Source organism: Neisseriaceae bacterium CLB008 (assembly GCA_041228285.1).
Taxonomy (GTDB): domain Bacteria; phylum Pseudomonadota; class Gammaproteobacteria; order Burkholderiales; family Neisseriaceae; genus JAGNPU01.
In genome coordinates this window covers 2,038,425-2,060,694 of sequence record CP166133.1, presented here as the reverse complement: position 1 = coordinate 2,060,694, position 22,270 = coordinate 2,038,425, and the positions used below count along the sequence as shown (strand labels likewise).

Genomic DNA, 22,270 nt, shown 5'->3' with positions numbered 1-22,270 from the left:
CCACCTTTGCGGTGGCTTTTTGCGTGGTTTAGTTTTTGCTGGAACGCCAAATGGACCAAATCAGCCAGACGCTGTTGAAAAAGGCCAGCATATAGCCGATGAAGCCGAAAAAGGACAGGCCAAATATTTTGGGCCCGGCGTTGATGGACATCACGATAGATGAGCCGATGATCAGGGATCCTGTGACGATGCCCATGGTGAGTCGGTTGGCGCTTTTGTCGATTTGGTGGCCGAACTGCTCCAGCCGTTTGACGTCCAGATTCAGGCTGAGCTGGCCGCGTTTGAGCTTGCGGTTGAGGCCGACGATGTTGGCCGGTAAATCGCTGGCAAATTGGGCAAAGAGTCGACTTTGGGCCTTCAGTTTTTGCTGTAGATGGCGCGGACTGGCCTGGCTTTTGATGGCGGCCATGACCAGCGGCTTGGTGTGTTCTAGCAGTTGAAATTCGCCGTCTAGGTTTTTGACCACGCCTTCTAGGGTGATTAAGGTTTTAAACAGCATCACTAAATCAGGCGGCAGCGTGAGCTCGTGTTCGCGCATGACGCTGGTGATGTCGTGGATGACTTGGCTGATCTTTAAATCCTTCATCGGCAGATGTTCGTAGTTGAGCATCATTTCCAAGACGTCCATGCCCAGCTGGGTTTCGTCGGGCAGATCGCCTTGAGCCCAGTTGCTGAGCACAAACTGCATCTCCATTTGGTCGCGCTCCACCAGCGCGTTGATGAGGTTGATGAGCTCTTTGCGGCGAGTGTTGCTTAAATGCCCGACTAGACCAAAGTCGATGAAGGTGATCTTGTGGTCGGCGCCGACTAAAATATTGCCTGGATGTGGATCGGCGTGGAAGAAACCGTGCTTGAGGATCATGCTTAAAATGGCATCGGCAATGTGGCTGGCGATCTGGTGCCGATCATCGTGGCTAAGCGTGGCAAGGTCGAGATGGGTCAATAAGGTATCGGCCACAAAGCTTTCTACCAAGATGTCATGGCTAGAGTATTCTGGATACACCAAGGGAACGTTTACCGTTGGGTCGTGACTAAAGGTATCGTTAAAACGCTGTAAGTATCGGCGTTCTATTGATAAATTAAGCTCTTTGGCCAGGCTTTTGGTAAAGTAGTGCAGCATTTGTGTGGGCTGATATCGACGCAATTCTGGTATTTCTGATTCCATAAGTTTGGTTAAATAGGTTAAAATGCGTAGGTCGGCCTGAATTTTGGCTTCGATATTGGGTCTTTTGACCTTGACCACCACGTCCTCCCCCGTTTTGAGGGTGGCACGATGCACCTGAGCGATCGATGCACTGCCGATGGGCTCGGGGCTAAAATAATCAAATACCGAAGGGATAGGCTGTTTAAGCCGTTCGGTAACCAATACTTGAATGACTTCTGTGCCCATGGGTTGGACGTCATTTTGTAACTTGGCAAACTCGCTGGTCCATTCTGGCGGGAACATGTCGACCCGAGTAGACAGAATTTGTCCCAGCTTAATGAAGGTGGGGCCGAGTTCTTCGAAGGCCATACGAAACCGTTGTGGCGTGGTCAGATACTTTTTATGAGTGGTATTGTGTTCGCTTAAGGCTTTTCGGTTGAATAACTTCATCAACTTCATGCGTTGAATAAAGCTGCCCAGGCCATGTTTGGCCAAAATGCTCACAATTTGTTTGAGACGGGGCAAATCGCGCAGTGCAATGAAGGTTTTGGTGATCATAAACAGCCTTAGGATGGATGTAACACAATGCCTAGAGAATAACATACCCTAATCGTGCGTACATCACCTTACGGACGCTTGGGCTTTATATAGTGAACTTTATGAATAATTATTGGCACAAGGCGTTTGCCTTGGTGTTAGGCGCTTGGGTTGGCCTAGCGCCGGCGGACCCTCTAGATGATTTGATTGCCCAAAAGCAACAGCAAAGCATCGTGATTAAAGGCCGTGGCGAAGCGATGCCGGTGGCTTCTGCCGCAGACACGCGCGACATGAATAAAGAGCAGGTAGGTGATTTAATCATGAACGCCATGGGGCTTTTAGGCGTGGCCTATAAGTTTGGTGGCTCTTCCCCAGCCCAAGGTCTAGATTGCAGTGGTTTTATTCAATACATCTTCAAGCAGTCGTTTCGCATCAACTTACCACGCACTTCTGCTGAAATGGCTAAAGTTGGCCAAGCGGTGAGTCGATCTGATTTAATGCCGGGCGATTTGGTGTTTTTTAACACCCGCGGGTTTGCGAATTCGCACGTGGGCATGTATTTGGGCAATGATCGTTTTATTCAATCGCCCCGTACGGGCAAAACGGTTGAGATCACCAGCATGACCAACAGCTATTGGTCTAAGCGCTTTAACGGCGCTCGCCGCATTAATCACCAAACCATGAATACGGCGAAGTTTGTTAAGTAATTGAGTCAGTAGGGCGTGGGATGTGTATGCCTTCTGGCAGCGTTATGGCTGCCTGTTAATTGAGAAGAAGAGTGTCAATGAATTTACCTGAAATGCCCGTTTGGCGGGGCGAAGATGGCCAAATCGTGTCGTGTACCGAGAAAATCAAGGTGATGACAGAAAACCTAGAAGAGCTGCAACAGCTGGCTCAGGATGCGTTGGAAGACGCGATTTTAATGGGCTGTACTGAGGCTCAGGTTAAAGATTATTTGATGGTGTTGATGCAGGGTTTAACTAACCCCTATCAAAAATAGGCCAGTAAAGATGAAAAAACCGAAACGGGTCGCCGTTTCGGTTTTTTTGTCGCGATGAAAAGCTAGCGGGCTGAGTATAAATGATCCTGCATGATTTTTTCATACACGGCGTCGGGCACGTATTGCTTGATGACTTCTTGCCAGTCTTTTGGTCCTACCATGCCTTTGACCATGGTGGACGATACTTCCGCATACTCTCGCGGCGGCATGAGGAATACGGTGGCCACATCCGGCTGCATGTCTGAATTGATGTAGCGCATGGAGCGCTCGTATTCGTAGTCGGACGCCGTGCGGATGCCGCGCACAATGTAGTCAGCGTCAATGCTTTGGGCGTAGTTCACCAAAAACTGATGTTCAAATACGGCAATCCGAACGTTGGGAAAGCCGCGGGTGATTTCGCGCAGCATAAATTGGCGCTCATCAATGCTGAAGGTGCAGCGTTTGTCTGGATTGACGCCAATGGCCACCACCAACTCATCGAATAGGTCTTGCGCCTTACGGATCATCCACAGATGGCCGTTGGTGGGGGGGTCAAAGCTGCCGGCATAGACGGCGCGTTTTTTTTGCTTGCTGGGAGGCATGGGCTTTATCTCTTTTGTAGGATCACTGAGCCAATCGAATAACCGGCACCAAAGCTAGACACCACGCCATAATCACCAGGCTGCATGCCTTCGTGATGTAGGTGCAGAGCGATGATGGAGCCGGCAGAGCTGGTGTTGGCGTACTGGTCTAGAATGATGGGCGCTTCTTCACGGCTGGCGCTACGGCCCAGCACGCGTTTGGCGATCAATTCATTCATGCTCAGATTGGCCTGGTGCAGCCAAAAGCGGGTGACCTGTTCGGCCGGTAGGTTAACCGCGGCCAAATGGCTCACAATGTGTTCGCCCACGGCTGGGCAAACTTCTTTAAATACTTTACGGCCATTTTGCACGAATAATTTGTCGGCGTCTTGGGCGTGTTCAGGGGCGCAGCGATTTAAAAAGCCGGCATTGTTGCGAATACTGTTGGAAAACTGAGTCCACAGCTGACAGCCAATGATGTCAAAGCCCGCGTGGGCGTCAACCAGATCGGCGCGCTCGACGATGACGGCGGTGGCCGCATCGCCAAAAATAAAGTGGCTGTCGCGTTCGCGAAAGTTAAGGTGGGCCGAGCAAATTTCAGCATTCACCATCAACACGCGACGAGCAGAGCCAGCCAGTACGGCATTTTGTGCCGTTTGCAGGCCGAAGGTGGCGCTGGAGCAGGCCACGTTCATGTCGAAGGCAAAGCCTTGGCAGCCTAAGGCGGCTTGGATTTCGACCGAAATGGCGGGGTAGGCGCGCTGCATATTGGAGCAAGCCACGATCACCATGTCGATGTCGGCGCCGGTGAGGCCGGCCTTATTCAGTGCCGCTTTAGCTGCTTCTACACCCATTTCGGCCTGAATCGACAGCTCTTCGTTGCTGCGCTCAGGCAGATTAGGGCGCATGAGGTTGGGGTCTAGAATCCCCACTTTGTCTAACACGTAGCGACTCTTAATGCCGGAGGCTTTTTCAATAAACTCAGAGCTGGATTCGCGCAGAGCTTCCAACGTGCCGGCGGTGATGTCGGCCTGATGGGCTTCATTGTATTGGTTTACATAAGTATTAAACGCGTGCACCAGCTCGTCGTTGGAGATGGCGTGGGGCGGGGTATATAAACCAGTGGCGCTGATGACGGCTGTGTTGAGCGACATGGTGGTCCTCCTAAAAGACACGGTATGGCAAATAAAGGGTTATTTTGGCCGCAACAGGGGATTAAAGCAATATGAACCAGCAGAAAGATTAGTGTGATTAGTTTATAAATAAGCTGTCTTAAGCGGAATTTATTGGGCTTGCGCAGTGTCTTAGCGTAAGCTGTGTTTATTTGTTTAGATGATTGATTAAGAGGAATACACGATGCAAGAACCCATCATCATGCATGAAACGGGTCAGCCTGGCCCAACCTTAGACGCCCGTAAAGAAACCTTAATGGTCTACATCGCCATTGCGGCCGGTTTAGTGACGGGTGGCGTGGGTACCCTAGTGGGCTTGATTTATGCCTATATACGGCGCAACGACATTCAGGGCACCATTTATTATGGCCACATGAATTATTTGATTAAAACCATTTGGGTGACGTTTGGCCTCAGCGTGCTGGGTTTTTTAACCACGGTGATTTTGATTGGCTTTGTGATCATGTTCGCCGCCTTTGTGTGGTATGTGTATCGCGTCATCTTTGGTTTTGTGAAGTGGAATGACCATCAGGGCGTGGTGGGTTAAGGCTGGTGAATACTGTGGCTGAATCACCGACAATTAACGCCCGTCAAGAAACCTTAATGGTGTACATCATCTTTGTGGTCTCGCTGTTCTTGAGCACATTGGTGGCGGTGATCGGTGTGGTGTACGCCTATGTTCGGCGCGGTGACTTTAAAGGCACCCTGTATGAAAGCCACCTTAACTATTTAATTCGTCTATTTTGGTGGCAGCTGGCGCTGAGCCTAGTGCCCCTTTTGATGGTGGCCTATGGCTTGGTTTGGCCTTTGCTGTTGGATCAACTGCCGAGGTGGGGCTGGACGTTTGGCGCCATGGCGTGTGCGGGTTTGATCATGCTGTGGTTTTTGGTCAAGCTGTTACTGGGTTTGGTTCGTCTACAAGATGGCCGAGCCATGAGTTAGCCTAAGTCGCCATTGGTCTGGCTGAAACCTGTCTTCTGGACAGGTTTTTTTACGCCTATTGGCGGGGGTGCATGAGGAGGCATAAAAAAAGCCTGTCTATAAGACAGGCTGAGACAGGCAATTAGCTGGCGTGATCAAAATGGGCATCATCGTTGGCTCCTGGAGGGTGGGTAAGGGGTTGAGTGGGAATAGGGCTGAGGCCGTGGCGTAGGCGGGCCTGATTACATTTGGCTTCGCCGGCCTGTAGTTCGTGGCAAGGCCCAGGGCGCTGATGGTAAATTTGGCAGCGGGTTTCAGCGCCGATGTCGCCCTCTAGTGCTTGGCAGCGAGGCTGCGGTTGGTTGGTGCCGGCCATACAGCCGTAAAAAGCGTTGACCTGTTCGGTCAACTCGGGGGCGATGCTTAGGGCATCGGCTTCGGCCCAGTAAAACGACACCCGAAAGGTGGCGCAACAGGCGCCGCAGCTGACGCAGGGGTTGCTGCTTAAATGACGATCGCTCATGAGGATTCTTCGCATAAAAAGGCAGACCATGGACTCATGGTCCGGCCAAAATAGTAAATAATCTGCTTTTTTTCTGTCAATTTATTTTTGTAATTTGCCTGAGCGATGGGGCGTTGAGTGTTGGTTTTTTGCTCGGATTCGAGCAGTGCCCTGCGTTCAGGCGTGCAGATTGGCGATTGGGCCTTAATCGATTGATTTGATAAGGTTATGTGCTCTAGCATAGCATGCGGGGGGCAGTGTGTGGTGATTAGGTTAATATATTCAATAGGTTGGTTTTTTGGTGCGCGTTTAAGAGATGTTTTTCTGATAGGGATTCACTCTAAGGTCTGGTGCTGACGATACAATGGTTTATCGTATCGTTCCCTAGGCTTTTTTTTACGTCTACAGCGTCAGCCCTTAAGCGTAGGGTGGGTCGTGACCCACGCGGGTTTTAAATGTGGGCACCTGAGCACGTTAGGAGTGGTGGGTAGGCTACGCTTTACCCACCCTACGCGACGGTGAACAATCCATAGTTTTATAGGCTGGGTCACGACCGACCCAGGCTTGAGGCTCAATCCCCAATATGCTGGAGTCGTTTTGTGGCCCTTATTTTAGGAAACGCGCGATTGAACGCAAAACAGCCGCCCAAGAGGGCGGCTGTTGCGGTATGGGTTGGCCTTATACTTTGGATACGGCGCGGGTTTTGCCGAAATACACAAACAGCGCTAGGCCCGCCACGATCATGGGCAGGCTTAACCACTGGCCCATAGACAGATTAAACGCCAATAAGCCTAGGAAGTCATCAGGCTCGCGCGCAAACTCGGCCAAGAAGCGGAAGAAGCCATAGCCCAATAGGAATAAGGCCGACACTTGGCCCACTGGGCGTGGTTTACGCGAGAATAGCCAAACGATGATAAATAAGCACAGGCCTTCCAGCGCAAACTGATACAGCTGTGACGGGTGACGCGGCAGCATATTGTGCTCAACCAGCGTCGTCATCCACTGTGGGTGGGTGGTGGCGTAGGCGATGTCTTCGTGGGCAGCCTGAGGAAAGCCCATGGCCCACCATGCGTCAGGGCTGGTGACGCGACCCCATAGTTCACCGTTGATGAAGTTGCCGATGCGCCCTGAAGCCAAGCCCAGCGGTACTAAAGGGGCAATAAAGTCAGAGACCTCAAAGAAAGAGCGTTTTTGTTTGATGGCGAACAGCAAAATGGCCACCAGTACGCCGATGAAGCCACCGTGAAAGGCCATGCCGCCTTCCCAGACTTTGAAAATCGACAAAGGGTCGGCCAGATAGTCGCCGAATTTATAAAACAAGATGTAGCCTAAACGGCCGCCTAGGATCACGCCTAAAACGCCCCAGATCACGAAATCATCGAGCAGTTTTTCAGTGAAAAAGGTGTTGCCGGCCTTAATGCGGCGCTTACCCAAAAAGATGAATAGGGCAAAGCCCACGATGTAGCTCAGGGCGTACCAGCGGATGGGCAGCGGCCCTAACGACACGAGGATGGGGTCAAATTGAGGGTGAACAATCATATGGTGAATATATTCTCTTGTAAGGGGTTTAACGTCGTTTCGGCGATCGTCATCGAAACACCTAGCCGTTCAGACCATAGAAAAGGCAGTTGGTTTGCCTAAAAAGTCATTATGGCCGACCATAGTATGAAAACCTGTGTTGAGCCATGCTCATTATAGGGCAAGATAAGCGATTGGCGTAGGCTTTGTGTCTGAGGGGTATTTTAAGCTTCACTGGCGCGATTGCCAATCGGTATGCGTGGGAAGGGGCTAAGGCCTTCTTCGTGAATCGTAGGGTAAAGGAGTAAACGTATGAGCTGGGGTTGGATACCGTTGATTTGGGTGGCACTGATGGTGCTGTTGGCAGGGGTATTGCAGGTACGCACCAGACGCTTGATTAGCGCTTTAAAAACCGATGAAGCCCTGTATCGGCAGGCGGGTAGTCCCCGCGCCGACTACGTATGGCTCAGTCTCTTATGCCATCGTTACCAGCATCTTTTAAACTGGGTGGTGCAAAATAGGCAGCCGCCGCCCCAGATTGCCGCAGCCGTGCCCGATTACGCCCACATCCGATCGTTGAGTCGGATCCTGCGTGCCTTGGAGTGGGGATTTGTGGGCTATTTAGTGGGGCATTTCTTGCTGCGGCTATTGCTGCACATTTATGAATAGCGCAGCCATAGGCTGGCCATGGCGGCTCTACAAGCTGTCTAAGATGGCTAATCTCTATTGAGTTTTCCAACGGAATGCAGTAAAAAGGAAGACTGACCGAGCGCTTAAAAGCCTCTTTTTTTATCGGTTGCGCCCCTCACGCTGAGGGCCGTGGCCGAAGCCGCATTTTGACGTGTCGATGGGCTGGGGCTAAAAGATACCCGTTCATCACCATAGCCGACCATACTGGCCTGCAATTGCAGCCCAGTTGTACCCTTGTCGCGCTATGCATGGCCTTTACCCTTGGCCGTGACCACAGCAGAAACAATCAATAATAGCCTGCTGCGTCTGTTTGTTTATTTAAGGAACTGCAGGACGAACCCAGAAGCGTTCGCCTGCCTAAAGGAATCAGCATGCCACAATATCGTTCAAAAACGTCCACCCATGGTCGCAATATGGCTGGTGCACGGGCCCTATGGCGCGCCACCGGCATGACCGACACCGACTTCGGTAAGCCCATCATTGCCATTGCTAACTCGTTTACTCAGTTTGTGCCTGGCCACGTACATTTAAAAGATCTCGGCCAAATGGTGGCCCGCGAGATTGAAGCGCATGGCGGCGTCGCCAAAGAATTCAACACCATTGCCGTGGATGACGGCATTGCCATGGGCCATGGCGGCATGCTGTACAGCTTGCCTAGCCGCGACCTCATCGCCGATTCGGTTGAGTATATGGTCAATGCCCATTGCGCCGACGCATTAGTGTGTATTTCCAACTGCGACAAGATCACCCCAGGGATGTTGATGGCCGCGATGCGCCTCAATATTCCGGTTATTTTTGTGTCCGGTGGGCCAATGGAAGCCGGTAAAGTCATCAGCATTGACAACCAAATCCGTAAGCTAGACCTAGTAGACGCCATGGTGGATGCGGCCAACGACAAAATCAGCGACGCCCAAGTAGACGAAACCGAGCGTTCGGCTTGTCCTACCTGTGGCTCTTGTTCAGGCATGTTTACCGCCAACTCAATGAACTGCTTAACCGAAGCATTAGGCCTATCATTGCCGGGTAACGGCTCACTCTTGGCAACGCACGCCAAACGTAAGGCGTTATTCTTAGAAGCGGGCCGCACCATTGTGGATTTGGCCAAACGCTATTATGAGCAAGATGACGACAGCGTGTTGCCGCGTAACATCGCCACTAAACAGGCGTTTGAAAACGCCATGGCGCTAGATGTCTCTATGGGCGGTTCTACCAACACGGTTTTACACCTTTTGGCCGCGGCTTCCGAAGCCGGCTTAGATTTCAAAATGGCCGACATTGACCAAATCAGCCGTAAAGTACCGTGTTTGTGCAAAGTCGCGCCGTCTACGCAGAAGTATCACATGGAAGACGTGCACCGTGCGGGTGGCGTGATGGGTATTTTGGCAGAGTTGGATCGGGCTGGATTGATTCATAACCAGTTGCCAACGGTACACAGCCCAAGCATGGCAGAAGCCTTTAAGCGTTGGGATATTATGGTGAATGCACCTGACTCAGAAGCGCATCAACGCTTCTTGGCTGCGCCTGGCGGCATTCGCACCACTCAAGCTTTTAGCCAAGACCGTCATTACCCCAGCATTGACAACGATCGTGCTGAAGGCTGTATTCGCGATTTAGCGCACGCCTACTCACAGGACGGCGGTTTGGCCGTGCTGTACGGCAATATTGCTGAGCGTGGCTGTATTGTGAAAACCGCTGGCGTGGACGATAGCATCTTGAAATTTACCGGGCGTGCCCGCGTATATGAAAGTCAAGACGATGCGGTGGCCAGTATTTTAGCTGATCAAGTGGTGGCAGGGGACATCGTGATCATTCGTTACGAAGGGCCCAAAGGCGGTCCAGGCATGCAAGAGATGCTGTACCCAACGTCTTACCTTAAGTCAAAAGGCTTAGGCAAGGCCTGCGCCTTGTTGACCGATGGCCGCTTCTCTGGCGGTACGTCAGGCTTGTCGATTGGCCATGCGTCGCCAGAAGCGGCTGAGGGTGGGGCAATCGGTTTGGTGCATGAAGGCGATACGGTTGAAATTGACATTCCAAACCGCACCATCCATTTGGCGGTAAGCGACGCTGAGTTGGCTAGCCGCCGCGATGAGATGAACGCCCGCGGCAAACAAGCGTGGAAGCCAGTGAACCGTGAGCGCTATGTGTCTGCTGCCTTGCGCGCCTACGCTGCCATGACCACGAGTGCCGACACAGGTGCCGTACGTGACGTGAGTCAGGTCGAAAAATAAGCTTTAAAAGCTTGATTTAACCCACTAACTTAAAGGTTAGTGGGTTTTTTTAGCATTAATGATTTAGAATAGGATGACCCGTCAGATTAATCGTGACACCTTGGGGTGGATACGTTAACTTATGCTTTAGTCATGTTTTGTGGTGCCAACTTGAGGAGGCCCTTATGTCAGACAGTGCTTGGGTATACATCATGGTCAATAAACAGCAAAGCATCATGCACATTAGCTGCTGTGTCGATTTATGGGATCAGGTCACACAGCATAAAGCGTTGACGGGCACGCCGTTGCATGCGAGCCATCAAACGGTGTTCTTAGTCTATTTTGAACCACAGGAAAATCTGCTGGTGGCCGAGCAGCGTGCCAAGAAAATCAGGCGCTGGCCGCGCAATTGGCGCCTGGCGCTGATTGAACGTGAAAATCCTGAGTGGCTGGATCTGTATGCTGGTTTGAGTAATGAGCCGGCTTAAGGCTCAGACACGGTAGCAGGCCAGGGTGGATTAGGTTTGGCGTGATGAGCCTGATCAAGCCGATGCACGCATATTGAGGCGGCATGAAGAATGGCTGGTGAGGTTGAGTTGTCCTGTCCTACGCTTAGGCAGCAATGAATGATTGATAACGATAAGGCCAGCGTGGCTACCACGACTGGCCCAGAATTTAGGAGCCACTATGTTTCACCAAACGTTTCCCATCGACTACATTGAGCCGGTGTTTCGTCCGCCCAGCGAGGCGCGCTCGTTGATTTTACCGATCACCAATGGCTGTTCTTGGAATCAATGCACCTTTTGCGAAATGTACACGGCACCGCAAAAAAAATTCAGCGTGCGCCCTGAGGCACAGGTTTTATCTGAGCTACAGAAGGCAGCCCAAATGATGGACATACGGCGAATTTTCTTGGCTGATGGCGACGCCATGGCCTTGTCTACGCGGCGGCTGATGACGATTCTAGAAGGGATTAAAAAAGAGATTCCCAATATTGGCCGAGTGTCGAGCTATTGTCTGCCCAGTAACGTTAAAAATAAATCGGTGGCTGAGCTCAAAGAGCTGGTTGATGCTGGTTTAAGCATGGCCTATATTGGCTGTGAGTCGGGTGATGATGAGGTGTTGGCGATGGTGAATAAGGGCGAAACTTATGCTTCTTCGCTTAGCGCCTTAAATAAGTTAGGCGAGGCGGGCATGACCCGTTCGGTGATGATTCTGAACGGGCTTGGCGGCAGTCAGCTCAGTGCCCAACACGCAGATCGCTCAGCCCAGTTGATGAATGAGGCTCAACCAGAATACCTGTCGACGCTGGTGGTGAGCTTTCCCTTGGGTATGGAGCGCTTTAAAAGCCGTTACCCAGAGTTTAAGCCTTTGGATCAGGCCGAGTTGTTTATTGAGGTGGAGCGATTTTTACGCGAGCTCAATTTAGACAAAACCGTGTTTCGCAGCGACCATGCGTCGAATTACTTGGTGCTCAAAGGTCAGTTAGGGCGCGATAAAGAGGCGCTGTTGGCGCAGGTTCGACAAGCCATTGCCGCGCCTGAACACGTGCATCTGCGCCAAGAGTGGCAGCGTGGGCTGTAAGTGGCCGTTTGTTTGGCAGGCGGTTGAGTAAAGGCTTAGATTAAGTCAAAACGACGATGACACCGCTCAGGCTCGTGCTAAACTTAAGTTTTACCTATTTCAACCAGAGTAATACTTCACACGACTTAAGGAATCCTCATGTTATATGTTATCAGCGCCATTGATGCGCCGAACTCTTTGGCTCAACGCTTGGCCATTCGTCCCGAACATTTAGCCCGTTTAGAGGTTTTGCAGGCTGCTGGCCAGCTGGTATTGGCGGGGGCACATCCAGCTATTGACAGCGAAAATCCAGGTGAGGCAGGCTTTACTGGCTCAACCATTATTGCCGAATTTAGCGATTTGGCCGCAGCCGAGGCATGGGCACAGGCAGACCCTTTTGTGGCTGCCGGCATTTATCAAAGCGTGACGGTGAAGCCGTTTCGCCGTGCGTTCTAAGGCTTGAGCCAAGCCCGTTAAAGCATGCCGCACCCCGTTATATTTTGATGGTTGGGACGGCATTTTTTATGCTGGTTTTAGCCATGTCAATCCTGTATCACATGTTTTGTCGCCGATCGGATTGCTTGGCGCTAGCTTGCTACCGATCAATCCCAGTATATGCCCGCCTTTGATGCGTGGCTGTGTGAGCATGAGGCCTTATGACCAAACCTTTTCTGACCTTGCTTTTATCCACCAGCCTGGCTGTCGCCGGCTGTGTGTCACCCGCACCGACCTCATGGGCGGTGAAAAAGCTGATTGAATCTGTGCCGCTGGCCACGCCGCCGCTGGACTATGCCCAAATTCAGGACAATGTTGAGGTTTGGCCCAACCTCAGCTACCCATCGCAGCATCAAAACAATGTTTATGATGTTTATGCGCCCAGCACGATAAAGCCTGGCACTAAATTGCCCGTGCTGATTTGGGTGCACGGGGGCGCGTTTGTCGCTGGGGATAAAACCGATGTCCGTTATTTTGCACCAGCCTTGGCCAATCAAGGCTATATAGTGGTGGCGATGAACTATCAGTTGGCGCCTGCAGCGGTATACCCAACGCCTTTGGTGCAAATTCAAGAGGTTTATCAGGCCTTGTTAGAGCAGGCGCCTAAATATCAGGGCGATATGGGGCGGCTATTTTTTGCCGGCGATTCGGCGGGCGCGCAAATGGCGGCGCAGTTTGTGGCCATACAAACCAATCCTCAGTTGGCGGCCAGCATGGCCATGCCAGCGGTGGTGCCCAAGGCGCATATCAAAGGCGTGCTGCTTTATTGTGGGCCCTATGATTTAACTGCACTCAAAGGAGGCACCGATTCAAACCTCGTGAACTTTGTGCTGAATCAGCTGGGCTGGAGCTATTTAGGTGATCGAGATTGGTTGGCCAGTGAAGCCGTGCAGCAGGCCGATGTGGTGTCACACATTACGGCTGACTTTCCCCCAACTTACGTGACCGATGGCAACACCTTTTCTTTTGAGCCGCACGGGCGGGCCTTGGTGGCGGCGTTACAAAAACAAGACGTCGCGGTCAGCAGCCGTTTCTTTGATTTAGCTGATGTGGTCACTGAGCATGAATATCAGTTTAAGATGGATGGCGAGCCTGCTCAGCAGGCCTTTGCTGACAGCGTAGCCTTCTTAAGGCAGTATCAAGCCAGATAGGTATGGGTTATCAAAAAAGCAGCGCTGCGGCGCTGCTTTTTTTATGGGTGATCGCTAATCTTTAGAGGGTATTCGTCTCAGTCAGTGAGAAATGTTAGATTGATAACATTTTGGTTAAATTCTTTAATCAATAATCATTTAATAATGTTTTGAAAATTATTGAAATATATAGTTAATTTTGGTTTTTAATTTTTTTAAAAATGTTAATTGAGTTAACTATTTTGAAATAAAGAGTTTATATGTTTAGAAAGTAACAGGCGAGAAAGTTATAATGAAGGGTACTACAAAAAAGGAGAAGTCATGATTAATAAACCCATACCCGTGACGAAACCATTGTGCTGGGAAGCCATTTTGGCGCTACCTATTACGCCTAAGAGCGAGCCTTTAGTCGACACGAGCTGTTTATTAGATCAGCAAATTTACACACAGTCAGATTATTTTAAACAAGGTATCGCTCATGCTTTGCCTACGTGCTATGTGCGTGAGGGATTACTAGCACGTTTGCGTCGAGCGGCGTCGTTTTTGCCTGATGGTGTACATTTGTTGATCTTAGACGGTTGGCGTCCAGTGATGTTGCAGCAGGCGCTGATCGATCAAGTGGGGCTAGATATTAAAGCGCGCTTTGCGCATGAAAGCCCCGCCAAGCAGCAGGAAATTTTGGCGCAGTTTGTGGCCAAGCCCAGTACTGACCCACTTTGTCCTAGCCCGCATTTAACCGGTGGCTCGGTTGATTTAACCCTATGTAACAGTAAGGGTGAGTGGCTGGACATGGGTAGTGGTTTTGATGAGCCGGTTGAGGCTAGTTGGACGGCAGCTTTAGAAGAGCAGCCTGAAAGCATTGCTCAGCATAATCGTCGCCTACTGTATTGGGCGATGATTGAAGCAGGTTTTAGCAATTTATCGACGGAATGGTGGCATTACGACTACGGTAATCAGCTGTGGGCGTATTACACCGAGCAAGAACAAGCACTTTATAGTGTGGCACAACCATAATATTTAGCAATATGTGAAACAGAGGATTATTCTTTACTATGAGTCAATCATTAAAAAAATCATTAAGCTTCACCTCTTTGGTGACGCTGGGCACCGCAGGTGTCATCGGTTCGGGCTGGATTTACACCACCAGTTCATTCTTTTCTAGCTATGGCGCCGGTGGTGTGGTGTTGGGTATGTTGTTGGCCTGCGCATTGGCCGCCTGTATCGCCTTGGCTTACGCCGAATTGGCGGCGCAGTTTCCTCGCGCCGGTGGCGAGATTTTGTTTACCTTCATCGCCTATAACCGAACCTTGGCTTTCGTGATCGGGTGGCTGTTAATCGGCGCCTTCATCAGCAGTACCGCTTTTTACATGGCGGCTTTTGGGGGCTTGATTAGCCAGGGCATACCGTCCTTTAAGCCGGTGATGGAAAGCATACCGCTTTACAGCATTGCCGGTAGCCAAGTTTACCTTTGGGGGCTATTAGCTGGTATTGCCTTGGTGATCGCGTTTTATTTCTTGAACAGTAAAAGCGTGGACGTTGGTGCGGGCACCCAAAAAATTCTGTTCATCATTAAGGTGGCGCTTGGCGTGGCCTTAGCAGGTGCGGGTATTGCCTTGGGTGAGTGGGCTAACTTTTGGCCGGCTTTTGTGGCTTCAACGCCTGATGGTTCTGGGTTAGCGATGGAAGGGATTACCTCAACCATGCGCTTTGTGATTCCTGCGTTAACGTTTTTGACGGGTTTTAGCCTGGTGTCGTTATTGGCCGAAGAAGCCAATATTGCCCCGAAAAAAATTGGCGTGGCCATTGTTTTGACCATTTTCTTGGCGGGTGCTTACTACTGCTTAGTGCTGTTGGGCACCGCGATGATCATTCCTTGGCAAGAATCGGCCGCGATGGACTTCGGTGCCATCAGTACGTTTACCCACGCTGGCTATCCAGCCTTAGGCTATGCCGCTACTGGGATTGCGTTCTTAGGGATGGGTACGGGTTCTTTAGGAATGGCTATGGGCTGTTCGCGTATTATTTTTGCCATGGGCCGTGGTGGCTTACTGCCCGCATTCTTGGGTAAAGTGAATAAAAATGGCGTACCTGCCAACGCTTTGACCATGACCTTGGTGATTACCTTGGCTTTAGGGTGGTTGGGTAAAGGCGCCATGATTTGGTTCTTGGATACCGGTGGCGTGTACGTGGGTTTGTCTTGGGTGTTGACGGTGTTGTGCATGTATAAAATCCGTAAGCTTTATCCTAATAACGTGCGTCCTTACCAAACCCGCATTAGCTGGTTGCCGTTCTTGGGTGCCTTAGGTGCTTTAGGTATTATCTTGATGACCCTGATTCCAGGTACGTCAATGTCTTTGGCCCCAGCAGAGTACATTATTTTATTGTTGTGGATTGGCTTGGGTGCCGTTTTGTGTGCGGTACAGTTTAAACGCCATAAAATCAGTGATGATGATGCTTTACAGGCAATGTTGGGCGACAGCTATGATGAAATTAAAAAATTGAAAAAATAAAGCCATAAAGACATGTCGAATAAACCGTTGCTCAGAAAATTCTGGCAACGGTTTTTTTATTGATGCTAAGATGATAGGAGACGATTTTAGCCAAAGAAGAGCAGAGTGAGTGCTTTGTCACGATTCAACAGCAAGCCAGCCTTGACGGTTTATGTGAAAGATTATCCACACGGCACAGTGGAGCTGCCGCATGCGCATGATTGCGCCCAGCTGGTTCACGCACTGAGCGGCGTGGTCAGGGTAGAAACCGATGCCGGCGTGTGGATGGTGCCGCCAAACCGCGGCCTTTGGCTGCCGGCACGAACGGCGCATAGCCTGCGGGCCATTGGCTTGGTGCAGGCACGCACGCTGTTTGTCGATCCTTGGGCACGGGCTGACTTGCCTGAGAGCTGTGGGGTGGTGTCGATTAGCCCCTTGGTGAAAGCCTTGATCGTGGCGGCGATTGACATTCAAATGCCGCCGCCGCGGGGTGGACGAGAAGAGCGGGTGGTGGAGCTATTGCTGGATGAGCTGCGCCTGCTGCCGGTGTTGGGTTTTCATCTGCCTACGCCGAGTAGTCCAGAATTACAGCGCCTGTGTCAGACCGTGTCTGAGCGAATTGATCATCCGTGGACGGTGGCGGATGCTGCCCATATGTTGGGCGTGAGCGAGCGGACGGTGTCGCGCCAGTTTCAACGCGAGACGCAGGTCAGCTTTGTGGAGTGGTTGCGCACGCAGCGCCTGCTGTTGGCCTTGGAGCAATTGGCCTTGGGTGTAAGCGTGCTGGATGTGGCTTTAGCCGTGGGCTACGACAGTCCCAGTGCATTCAGCGCCATGTTTCGAAACCGCATGGGCAGCTCGCCCAGCGAATACGTCAGCAGCCTGATGGCTGAACGAAGATAAAGCCCCACCTGGAGATGGCCGGTGGGGCTTTTCTTTGCACTATTCGATGCGCTCGCCGTGGAGGCTGATGTCTAGGCCTTGGCGTTCTTCATCTTGGCTGACCCTCAAACCCATGGTCTTATCGATGAGTAACAGAATCAGCCCGCTGACGACAGCACTGTAGAAGACGGTAACCAATACGCCTACGAGCTGGGTCAGCACGCTGGCGTTCATGTTGCTTAAGTCGCTGTTGAAGAAAATGGCGGTTAAAAGCGCGCCCACTATTCCCCCGATGCCGTGAATGCCAAAAGCGTCTAAAGCATCGTCGTAACGCCACCAAATTTTCAGCTTGGTCACCGACCAGAAACACACGACGGCGGTGGCTAAACCAATGGCTAAAGCGCCTTGGGGGCCCACAAAGCCTGCGGCTGGGGTAATGCCCACCAGCCCTGCGAGAGCACCAGAAGCGAAGCCCAATGCCGAAGGTTTGTGCTGAGCAACGCGTTCACATAAAAGCCAGGTTAAAGCACCGATGGCGGCGGCGACCTGGGTATTGAGTAAGGCCATGCCCGCGATGGCGTTAGCGGCAAAGGCGGAGCCCGCATTGAAGCCAAACCAACCGATCCACAGCATGGCGGTACCGATTAAGGCCAAGGACAGATTAGCCGGTGCAAACGATTCTTTACCGTAACCGAGGCGACGCCCAAGCAGCAGGGCACCGACTAAACCAGCCATGCCCGCGTTAATGTGCACCACGGTGCCGCCAGCAAAGTCCAAAACGCCGTGGCTGGCTAACCAGCCGCCGCCTTCCCAAACCCAATGTGCGGTGGGAACATACACCAGCAACAGCCACACGCCGGTAAAGGATAAGAGGGCGGTGAATTTCATGCGCTCGGCAAAAGCGCCCGTAATGATGGCGGCGCTGATGATGGCGAACGCCATTTGGAAAATCATGAACACTGATTCGGGAATAGTGGCTGCGCCTGGATAAATGGTGAGGGTTTCATTGGCTTGCCAGACGTTTAAGCCCTTGAGCATGAATCGATCTAGGCCACCGATGAAGGGGTTGCCAGGGGTGAAGGCCAGGCTGTAACCAATCACCACCCATAAGACCGCCACCAGTGCGGCCACCGAAAAGCTTTGGAGCATAGTGGCCAAAATGTTCTTTTTTCGTACCATGCCTGCATAAAACAAGGCCAAGCCGGGCAAGGTCATGAATAAAACCAAGAGTGCCGACACCAAAATCCAAGCAGTGTCGCCACTGTCTAAGTCGGCATAAGGGCGGACCCAGTCGGTTTCGGCCGAGAGGGCGAGCGAGGGCAAAGCCCAGAGCGACAGAGCGCTCAGGCGGGGGGCAGTTAAGCTCATGATGGGGTTCCTGTATTGAGTTAGATGGCAGCGGGGCCAGATTCACCTGTGCGAATACGGATGACCTGTTCTAGGTCGGAGACGAAGATCTTGCCGTCGCCAATTTTGCCAGTTTGGGTGACCCTGATGATGGTTTCTATGACGCGTTCAACCTCATCTTGTGGTAGGGCAATCTCAATACGGATTTTGGGCAGAAAATCCACAGCATATTCTGCACCACGATAAATCTCGGTATGGCCCTTTTGTCGACCAAACCCTTTGACTTCCGATGTGGTGATGCCTTTTATGCCAGCCTCTGCCAATGCTTCGCGGAGGTCTTCTAGCTTGAAGGGCTTAATAATGGCGGTGATCATTTTCATGGTTCGATTCCAGTAACAGGGTTAAAAATAGGGGTGGAACGGTGGTTTGTATGGCCATGTGATGCGCTTCGTGTGGCACTGTTATTGTGCTTATGGGCGCGACGAAGCGGCGGGGACATGACCTAGCCTGTGACTGGACCCGTTGTCTAAATTACGCTTTTTTAAAGCAAAAAAAAAGGGGATGGCGAGGCGTACTGGGGGGGTGAATGAAACTAAACCATAATTATTTTTATTTGCGCATGAACATGCTGTAGATATGGCTTGGTTTTTTCTGTTTTTAGCATTATTTGATTAATTATTTAATAATAAAGCATTAGGTTTGTTTTTTATGTTTGTTTTTGAAATAAAGCGCCTTTGTTGTAGTTTTCGGAGCTACTTTGTTGTACAGTAAAAGAGCGTTTAGCTGGATTTTGAGTGGCTTTGCTGAGCGTGGCCATGAGGCGACCAAACGCCGAAACGCCTAGCGCCGTCATGGCCGCTAGGCGTTTTTATAGGGTTGGCCTATTGGGCTTAAGCCTCGACGGCTGTGGGCGCCAGCAGGCAGCTGGCGATGTTCAGCGCGGCCTGTAAGGAAGCCTTAGACGAGTCGGCGTCAATGCCCACGGCAAACGTGTGCGCGTTGTGGTGGCCGTGACATTCCAGATAGGCGACGGCTTTGCTGTGGGTACGCTGGCCTAAGGTGTGCTCTTGATAGTCAACAATGTTGAGCTTTAAATCAAAATGGCCGTGAATGGCGTCGATCATGGCCGACAGTAGACCGTTGCCTTGTCCTTCTAGGCTAAGGCTTTTACCTTGGTGCATCACGTTGGCGAATAGGCGTTGGCCGCCGTCGCAAGGTTCGGTGCGATAGTCTTGTAGTGACAGACTAGGGCGGTCGGTGAGGCCGTAAGCTTCGCGAAATAGGCCCCAGATTTCGGCCCCAGACATTTCTTGGCCACTGTCGTCGGTATAGTGTTTGACCAGTTGGCTAAAGTGAATCTGCATGGCGCGGGGCAGCTGTAGGCCATGATTTTGGGCCAAGAGCCAAGCCGCTCCGCTTTTGCCAGACTGGCTGTTGACGCGAATGACGGCTTCGTAGCTACAGCCTACGTCTTCAGGATCTAGGGGCAAATAAGGAATGGCCCATACGTCGCTTGGCTGATTGTGTTTGGCGGCAAAGCCTTTTTTAATGGCGTCTTGGTGAGAGCCCGAGAACGCGGTAAACACCAATTCACCGGCATAAGGGTGGCGCGGGTGTACCGGCAGCTCATTGCAATGCTGGACAATTTCGACGGTTTCTTTGATGTCAGAAAAATCTAGCTGTGGGTCGACGCCCTGAGTATAGAGATTCAGGGCCAAGGTCACCAAATCCACGTTGCCAGTGCGTTCGCCATTGCCAAATAGGCAGCCTTCGACGCGATGGGCGCCAGCCATCAGGGCCAGTTCGGCAGCGGCCACGCCGGTGCCGCGATCATTGTGTGGGTGTAGGCTGATCACCACATGCTCTTTCCGAGAGAAATGGCGTATAAACCATTCAATTTGATCGGCGTAGACGTTGGGCGTGTTGACTTCAACCGTCGCGGGCAGATTCAAAATCAAGGGCCTATCGGCTGTGGGTTGCCATACATCGGCGACGGCTTCGCAAATTTCTAGGGCAAAGTCCAATTCGGTAAAGCAAAACGTTTCCGGCGAGTATTCAAACGACCACTGAGTTTCGGGCCGCTGATCACACAAGCGACGAATGTGTTCCGCACCGCGCACAGCCAGCGCGATGGTGGCGGCCTTATCTTGATTAAACACCAGCTCGCGGAATAAGCGTGAGGTGGCGTTGTACAAATGCACAATGGCGCGCGGTGCGCCGGTCACGGCCTCTAGAGTGCGCTCGATGAGGTCGGGGCGCGATTGGGTGATGACTTGAATCCACACGTCTTCGGGAATGCGTTGCTCTTCGATCAGGCCGCGAACAAAGTCAAAGTCGGTCTGCGAAGCAGAAGGAAAAGAAACCTCAATTTCTTTAAAGCCACATTTAATCAGATGATCAAAAAACAGCGATTTTTTGGCGTTGTCCATGGGGTTGATCAAGGATTGATTGCCATCGCGTAAGTCGGTTGAGCACCAGCGCGGCGCATGGGTCAGGGTTTTCGATGGCCAGGTACGATCAGGTAGGTTGACGACGGGGGCGGCGGGGTATTTTTGGGATGGGTCGCGTAGCATGGCTGTCCTTTGGTTTATGTCGATGAAGTTGAGTCACCATCATAGCCAATCGATGCTGTATCTGCGCTTGCCTAAGCGACAGCCATCGTCGCGAACTGGACACGGGCACCCTAGGGCCGTAAAAAAGCCCTAACGGGCTTAGGGCTTAGTTGGTGGCGATGTTGAGGGCTTCAATTTGCACCCCTGAATCGCTAAAGTTTTTAGGATTAAGCCAGTTGAGATAGCGTTTTTGCAGCTGTGACCACTCCCCGTCAATGATGGAAAACCATTGGGTATCGCGGTTGCGGCCACGGTTGACGCGGTGTTGGCGAAACAGGCCTTCATATTGAAAGCCAAAGCGTAGGGCAGCTTTGGCCGAAGGCTGGTTCATGCTGTCGCATTTCCATTCGCAGCGTCGAAAGCCAAGATTAAAGGCCTGGTTGATTAATAAGTAAATGGCTTCGGTGCTGATGCGGCTGCGGCGCATGGCGTGACCAAAATGTACGTGGCCAATTTCAATGCTGCCGTGCTCTAGGCTGATGGCTAAATAGGCGACGAGGCCTAAGGCTCGACCTTGGGCGTCGCAAATGGCGTAAAACAAGAGGTCGGGATCACGGGCACTGTGTGCTAGCCAGATGGCGAATGCAGCCTGGTCGGCAAATGGCCCGTAGGCTAGGTAGGTCCAGCCGTCTTGGTTGGGTTGGGCGCATAGCGCTTCGTATAACTCATTTAAGTGGCGTTCAGGGTCAAGTGGCTCTAGGGTGCAGTAAAAGCCTTTGATGTTTTTAGGCGTGATGGGCGCTAGGGGTTGCCAGCTGACTTCGGCGCCGAGTGTCGGTGTGCTCATGTGTGTCTCTTTGATACGGTGTGGGCCTCATACTATAAGGCTTTAAGATGGCTGACAATAGGCTGATCTATGTGTGCTGAGGACGCCATCAAATAACCCGCCAAAAGGCGGGTGGTGGGGCGAGGCCTTAGGCCAGTTCGTCGATCCAAGCTTGTTGGATGGCTTCTAGGATGCGTTCGCCGCAGCGCTCAGGGTCGTCATCAAACTCTGGTAGGGCCATGACCAGGTCGCGTAGCTGGGTAAAGCGTACGGTTTTGGGATCGATGTCTTCATGGGTGTCGACCAAGGTTTCTGCGATGTAAAGGGTGTCAGTCCATTTCATGAGGATGCCTTTCGTGCCAGGTTAGTGTTCGCGTGCGTGGTTAATGGTGTATTTAGGAATTTCCACCACTAAGTCTTCTTGGCCTACTTCGGCTTGGCAGCTTAAGCGCGACTGCGCTTCTAGGCCCCAAGCTTGGTCAAGAAGGTCTTCTTCAATTTCGGTCGCTTCGTTTAGATTGTCGAAGCCCTGACGAATAATCACGTGGCAGGTGGTGCAGGCACACGATTTTTCGCAGGCATGATCGATGTGGATTTTGTGATCCAGCAAGACGTCACAAATGGTTTCGCCGATGGGCGCATCTTCAATCACTTTACCTTCTGGGCACAGTGTTTCGTGAGGCAATATGGTAATTTTTGGCATGAGTTTGTCTCTATGTAAAGGCCAATACTGCG

The 22,270-nt window shown here is 51.6% G+C and carries 24 protein-coding genes; 13 read left to right on the top strand and 11 right to left on the bottom strand.

The features are described from left to right. Positions 1–28: 28 nt before the first annotated feature. Positions 29–1,702 (bottom strand): ABC1 kinase family protein, encoded by a 1,674-nt coding sequence (locus AB8Q18_09460; GenBank protein ID XDZ50422.1) that lies wholly within the window; start codon positions 1,700–1,702, stop codon positions 29–31. Between the two features lie 101 nt (positions 1,703–1,803). Here AB8Q18_09460 and AB8Q18_09455 point away from each other — a divergent pair, with 101 nt between their 5' ends. Both AB8Q18_09455 and AB8Q18_09450 read left to right on the top strand, forming a co-directional pair. Beyond that, positions 1,804–2,388, top strand: a complete 585-nt coding sequence (locus AB8Q18_09455) for a C40 family peptidase (protein ID XDZ50421.1) — start codon at positions 1,804–1,806, stop codon at positions 2,386–2,388. A 77-nt stretch (positions 2,389–2,465) separates the two neighbouring features. Beyond that, a complete protein-coding gene (locus tag AB8Q18_09450; GenBank protein XDZ50420.1) occupies positions 2,466–2,681 on the top strand; it encodes a hypothetical protein in 216 nt (71 codons plus the stop codon). 62 nt (positions 2,682–2,743) lie between these two features. Here AB8Q18_09450 and coaD read toward each other — a convergent pair whose 3' ends face one another. Continuing rightward, entirely contained in the window at positions 2,744–3,262 is a 519-nt protein-coding gene (coaD, locus tag AB8Q18_09445) for a pantetheine-phosphate adenylyltransferase (protein XDZ50419.1), read from the bottom strand. A 5-nt stretch (positions 3,263–3,267) separates the two neighbouring features. After that, positions 3,268–4,395, bottom strand: coding sequence for a beta-ketoacyl-ACP synthase III (locus tag AB8Q18_09440; protein ID XDZ50418.1), 1,128 nt, complete (start codon positions 4,393–4,395; stop codon positions 3,268–3,270). A 202-nt stretch (positions 4,396–4,597) separates the two neighbouring features. Between AB8Q18_09440 and AB8Q18_09435 the strand changes: the two genes are divergently transcribed. Further along, positions 4,598–4,960, top strand: coding sequence for a DUF4870 family protein (locus tag AB8Q18_09435; GenBank protein XDZ50417.1), 363 nt, complete (start codon positions 4,598–4,600; stop codon positions 4,958–4,960). A 5-nt stretch (positions 4,961–4,965) separates the two neighbouring features. Next, positions 4,966–5,355: a DUF4870 family protein gene (locus AB8Q18_09430; GenBank protein XDZ50416.1), complete on the top strand. Its 390-nt coding sequence runs from the start codon at positions 4,966–4,968 to the stop codon at positions 5,353–5,355. A 121-nt stretch (positions 5,356–5,476) separates the two neighbouring features. Here the strand turns inward: AB8Q18_09430 and AB8Q18_09425 are convergent, their stop codons facing one another. Together AB8Q18_09425 and lgt are read right to left on the bottom strand one after the other, a co-directional pair. Then, the gene (locus AB8Q18_09425) at positions 5,477–5,857 is read right to left on the bottom strand and encodes a YkgJ family cysteine cluster protein (protein XDZ50415.1); all 381 of its coding nucleotides are present in this window, start codon (positions 5,855–5,857) and stop codon (positions 5,477–5,479) included. Positions 5,858–6,514: 657 nt separating this feature from the next. Continuing rightward, the gene (lgt, locus tag AB8Q18_09420) at positions 6,515–7,375 is read right to left on the bottom strand and encodes a prolipoprotein diacylglyceryl transferase (GenBank protein XDZ50414.1); all 861 of its coding nucleotides are present in this window, start codon (positions 7,373–7,375) and stop codon (positions 6,515–6,517) included. A 291-nt stretch (positions 7,376–7,666) separates the two neighbouring features. Here lgt and AB8Q18_09415 point away from each other — a divergent pair, with 291 nt between their 5' ends. From AB8Q18_09415 to AB8Q18_09375, 9 genes are all read left to right on the top strand, one after another. Beyond that, positions 7,667–8,023 carry a hypothetical protein gene (locus AB8Q18_09415; GenBank protein ID XDZ50413.1) on the top strand — a complete coding sequence of 119 codons (357 nt, stop codon included), beginning with the start codon at positions 7,667–7,669 and terminating at the stop codon, positions 8,021–8,023. A 392-nt stretch (positions 8,024–8,415) separates the two neighbouring features. Further along, positions 8,416–10,272: a dihydroxy-acid dehydratase gene (gene ilvD, locus AB8Q18_09410; protein XDZ50412.1), complete on the top strand. Its 1,857-nt coding sequence runs from the start codon at positions 8,416–8,418 to the stop codon at positions 10,270–10,272. A gap of 164 nt (positions 10,273–10,436) precedes the next feature. After that, entirely contained in the window at positions 10,437–10,739 is a 303-nt protein-coding gene (locus AB8Q18_09405; protein XDZ50411.1) for a hypothetical protein, read from the top strand. A gap of 199 nt (positions 10,740–10,938) precedes the next feature. After that, on the top strand, positions 10,939–11,835 hold the full coding sequence (locus AB8Q18_09400) for a radical SAM protein (GenBank protein XDZ50410.1): 897 nt from the start codon (positions 10,939–10,941) through the stop codon (positions 11,833–11,835). Positions 11,836–11,973: 138 nt separating this feature from the next. Then, positions 11,974–12,270, top strand: a complete 297-nt coding sequence (locus AB8Q18_09395) for a YciI family protein (protein XDZ50409.1) — start codon at positions 11,974–11,976, stop codon at positions 12,268–12,270. Between the two features lie 200 nt (positions 12,271–12,470). Continuing rightward, complete coding sequence (locus AB8Q18_09390; GenBank protein ID XDZ50408.1) at positions 12,471–13,460, top strand: alpha/beta hydrolase; 990 nt, start codon at positions 12,471–12,473, stop codon at positions 13,458–13,460. Between the two features lie 300 nt (positions 13,461–13,760). Next, the gene (locus AB8Q18_09385; GenBank protein XDZ50407.1) at positions 13,761–14,453 is read left to right on the top strand and encodes a M15 family metallopeptidase; all 693 of its coding nucleotides are present in this window, start codon (positions 13,761–13,763) and stop codon (positions 14,451–14,453) included. Between the two features lie 38 nt (positions 14,454–14,491). After that, entirely contained in the window at positions 14,492–15,949 is a 1,458-nt protein-coding gene (locus AB8Q18_09380; GenBank protein XDZ50406.1) for an APC family permease, read from the top strand. Between the two features lie 105 nt (positions 15,950–16,054). Continuing rightward, positions 16,055–16,831, top strand: a complete 777-nt coding sequence (locus AB8Q18_09375) for a helix-turn-helix transcriptional regulator (GenBank protein XDZ50405.1) — start codon at positions 16,055–16,057, stop codon at positions 16,829–16,831. A 39-nt stretch (positions 16,832–16,870) separates the two neighbouring features. On the opposite strand, the gene AB8Q18_09370 is transcribed toward AB8Q18_09375, so the two are convergent. The 6 genes from AB8Q18_09370 to fdx all read right to left on the bottom strand — a co-directional run bounded on the left by AB8Q18_09370 (position 16,871) and on the right by fdx (position 22,238). Beyond that, positions 16,871–18,178: an ammonium transporter gene (locus AB8Q18_09370; protein XDZ50404.1), complete on the bottom strand. Its 1,308-nt coding sequence runs from the start codon at positions 18,176–18,178 to the stop codon at positions 16,871–16,873. A 20-nt stretch (positions 18,179–18,198) separates the two neighbouring features. Then, on the bottom strand, positions 18,199–18,537 hold the full coding sequence (locus tag AB8Q18_09365; protein XDZ50403.1) for a P-II family nitrogen regulator: 339 nt from the start codon (positions 18,535–18,537) through the stop codon (positions 18,199–18,201). Positions 18,538–19,047: 510 nt separating this feature from the next. After that, positions 19,048–20,730 carry a 2-isopropylmalate synthase gene (leuA, locus tag AB8Q18_09360; protein XDZ50402.1) on the bottom strand — a complete coding sequence of 561 codons (1,683 nt, stop codon included), beginning with the start codon at positions 20,728–20,730 and terminating at the stop codon, positions 19,048–19,050. A gap of 145 nt (positions 20,731–20,875) precedes the next feature. Continuing rightward, positions 20,876–21,556 carry a GNAT family N-acetyltransferase gene (locus AB8Q18_09355; GenBank protein XDZ50401.1) on the bottom strand — a complete coding sequence of 227 codons (681 nt, stop codon included), beginning with the start codon at positions 21,554–21,556 and terminating at the stop codon, positions 20,876–20,878. A 127-nt stretch (positions 21,557–21,683) separates the two neighbouring features. Then, complete coding sequence (iscX, locus tag AB8Q18_09350) at positions 21,684–21,878, bottom strand: Fe-S cluster assembly protein IscX (protein XDZ50400.1); 195 nt, start codon at positions 21,876–21,878, stop codon at positions 21,684–21,686. A gap of 21 nt (positions 21,879–21,899) precedes the next feature. Further along, positions 21,900–22,238: an ISC system 2Fe-2S type ferredoxin gene (gene fdx / locus AB8Q18_09345; GenBank protein XDZ50399.1), complete on the bottom strand. Its 339-nt coding sequence runs from the start codon at positions 22,236–22,238 to the stop codon at positions 21,900–21,902. Between the last annotated feature and the right edge of the window lie 32 nt (positions 22,239–22,270).

Excerpts from the sequence above, each read along its gene's own strand:
- AB8Q18_09460 (XDZ50422.1), bottom strand. The coding sequence starts at position 1,702 with ATGATCACCAAAACCTTCATTGCACTGCGCGATTTGCCCCGTCTCAAA.
- AB8Q18_09455 (XDZ50421.1), top strand. The coding sequence starts at position 1,804 with ATGAATAATTATTGGCACAAGGCGTTTGCCTTGGTGTTAGGCGCTTGG.
- AB8Q18_09450 (XDZ50420.1), top strand. The coding sequence starts at position 2,466 with ATGAATTTACCTGAAATGCCCGTTTGGCGGGGCGAAGATGGCCAAATC.
- coaD (XDZ50419.1), bottom strand. The coding sequence starts at position 3,262 with ATGCCTCCCAGCAAGCAAAAAAAACGCGCCGTCTATGCCGGCAGCTTT.
- AB8Q18_09440 (XDZ50418.1), bottom strand. The coding sequence starts at position 4,395 with ATGTCGCTCAACACAGCCGTCATCAGCGCCACTGGTTTATATACCCCG.
- AB8Q18_09435 (XDZ50417.1), top strand. The coding sequence starts at position 4,598 with ATGCAAGAACCCATCATCATGCATGAAACGGGTCAGCCTGGCCCAACC.
- AB8Q18_09425 (XDZ50415.1), bottom strand. The coding sequence starts at position 5,857 with ATGAGCGATCGTCATTTAAGCAGCAACCCCTGCGTCAGCTGCGGCGCC.
- lgt (XDZ50414.1), bottom strand. The coding sequence starts at position 7,375 with ATGATTGTTCACCCTCAATTTGACCCCATCCTCGTGTCGTTAGGGCCG.
- AB8Q18_09415 (XDZ50413.1), top strand. The coding sequence starts at position 7,667 with ATGAGCTGGGGTTGGATACCGTTGATTTGGGTGGCACTGATGGTGCTG.
- ilvD (XDZ50412.1), top strand. The coding sequence starts at position 8,416 with ATGCCACAATATCGTTCAAAAACGTCCACCCATGGTCGCAATATGGCT.
- AB8Q18_09405 (XDZ50411.1), top strand. The coding sequence starts at position 10,437 with ATGTCAGACAGTGCTTGGGTATACATCATGGTCAATAAACAGCAAAGC.
- AB8Q18_09400 (XDZ50410.1), top strand. The coding sequence starts at position 10,939 with ATGTTTCACCAAACGTTTCCCATCGACTACATTGAGCCGGTGTTTCGT.
- AB8Q18_09395 (XDZ50409.1), top strand. The coding sequence starts at position 11,974 with ATGTTATATGTTATCAGCGCCATTGATGCGCCGAACTCTTTGGCTCAA.
- AB8Q18_09390 (XDZ50408.1), top strand. The coding sequence starts at position 12,471 with ATGACCAAACCTTTTCTGACCTTGCTTTTATCCACCAGCCTGGCTGTC.
- AB8Q18_09385 (XDZ50407.1), top strand. The coding sequence starts at position 13,761 with ATGATTAATAAACCCATACCCGTGACGAAACCATTGTGCTGGGAAGCC.
- AB8Q18_09380 (XDZ50406.1), top strand. The coding sequence starts at position 14,492 with ATGAGTCAATCATTAAAAAAATCATTAAGCTTCACCTCTTTGGTGACG.
- AB8Q18_09370 (XDZ50404.1), bottom strand. The coding sequence starts at position 18,178 with ATGAGCTTAACTGCCCCCCGCCTGAGCGCTCTGTCGCTCTGGGCTTTG.
- AB8Q18_09365 (XDZ50403.1), bottom strand. The coding sequence starts at position 18,537 with ATGAAAATGATCACCGCCATTATTAAGCCCTTCAAGCTAGAAGACCTC.
- leuA (XDZ50402.1), bottom strand. The coding sequence starts at position 20,730 with ATGCTACGCGACCCATCCCAAAAATACCCCGCCGCCCCCGTCGTCAAC.
- AB8Q18_09355 (XDZ50401.1), bottom strand. The coding sequence starts at position 21,556 with ATGAGCACACCGACACTCGGCGCCGAAGTCAGCTGGCAACCCCTAGCG.
- iscX (XDZ50400.1), bottom strand. The coding sequence starts at position 21,878 with ATGAAATGGACTGACACCCTTTACATCGCAGAAACCTTGGTCGACACC.
- fdx (XDZ50399.1), bottom strand. The coding sequence starts at position 22,238 with ATGCCAAAAATTACCATATTGCCTCACGAAACACTGTGCCCAGAAGGT.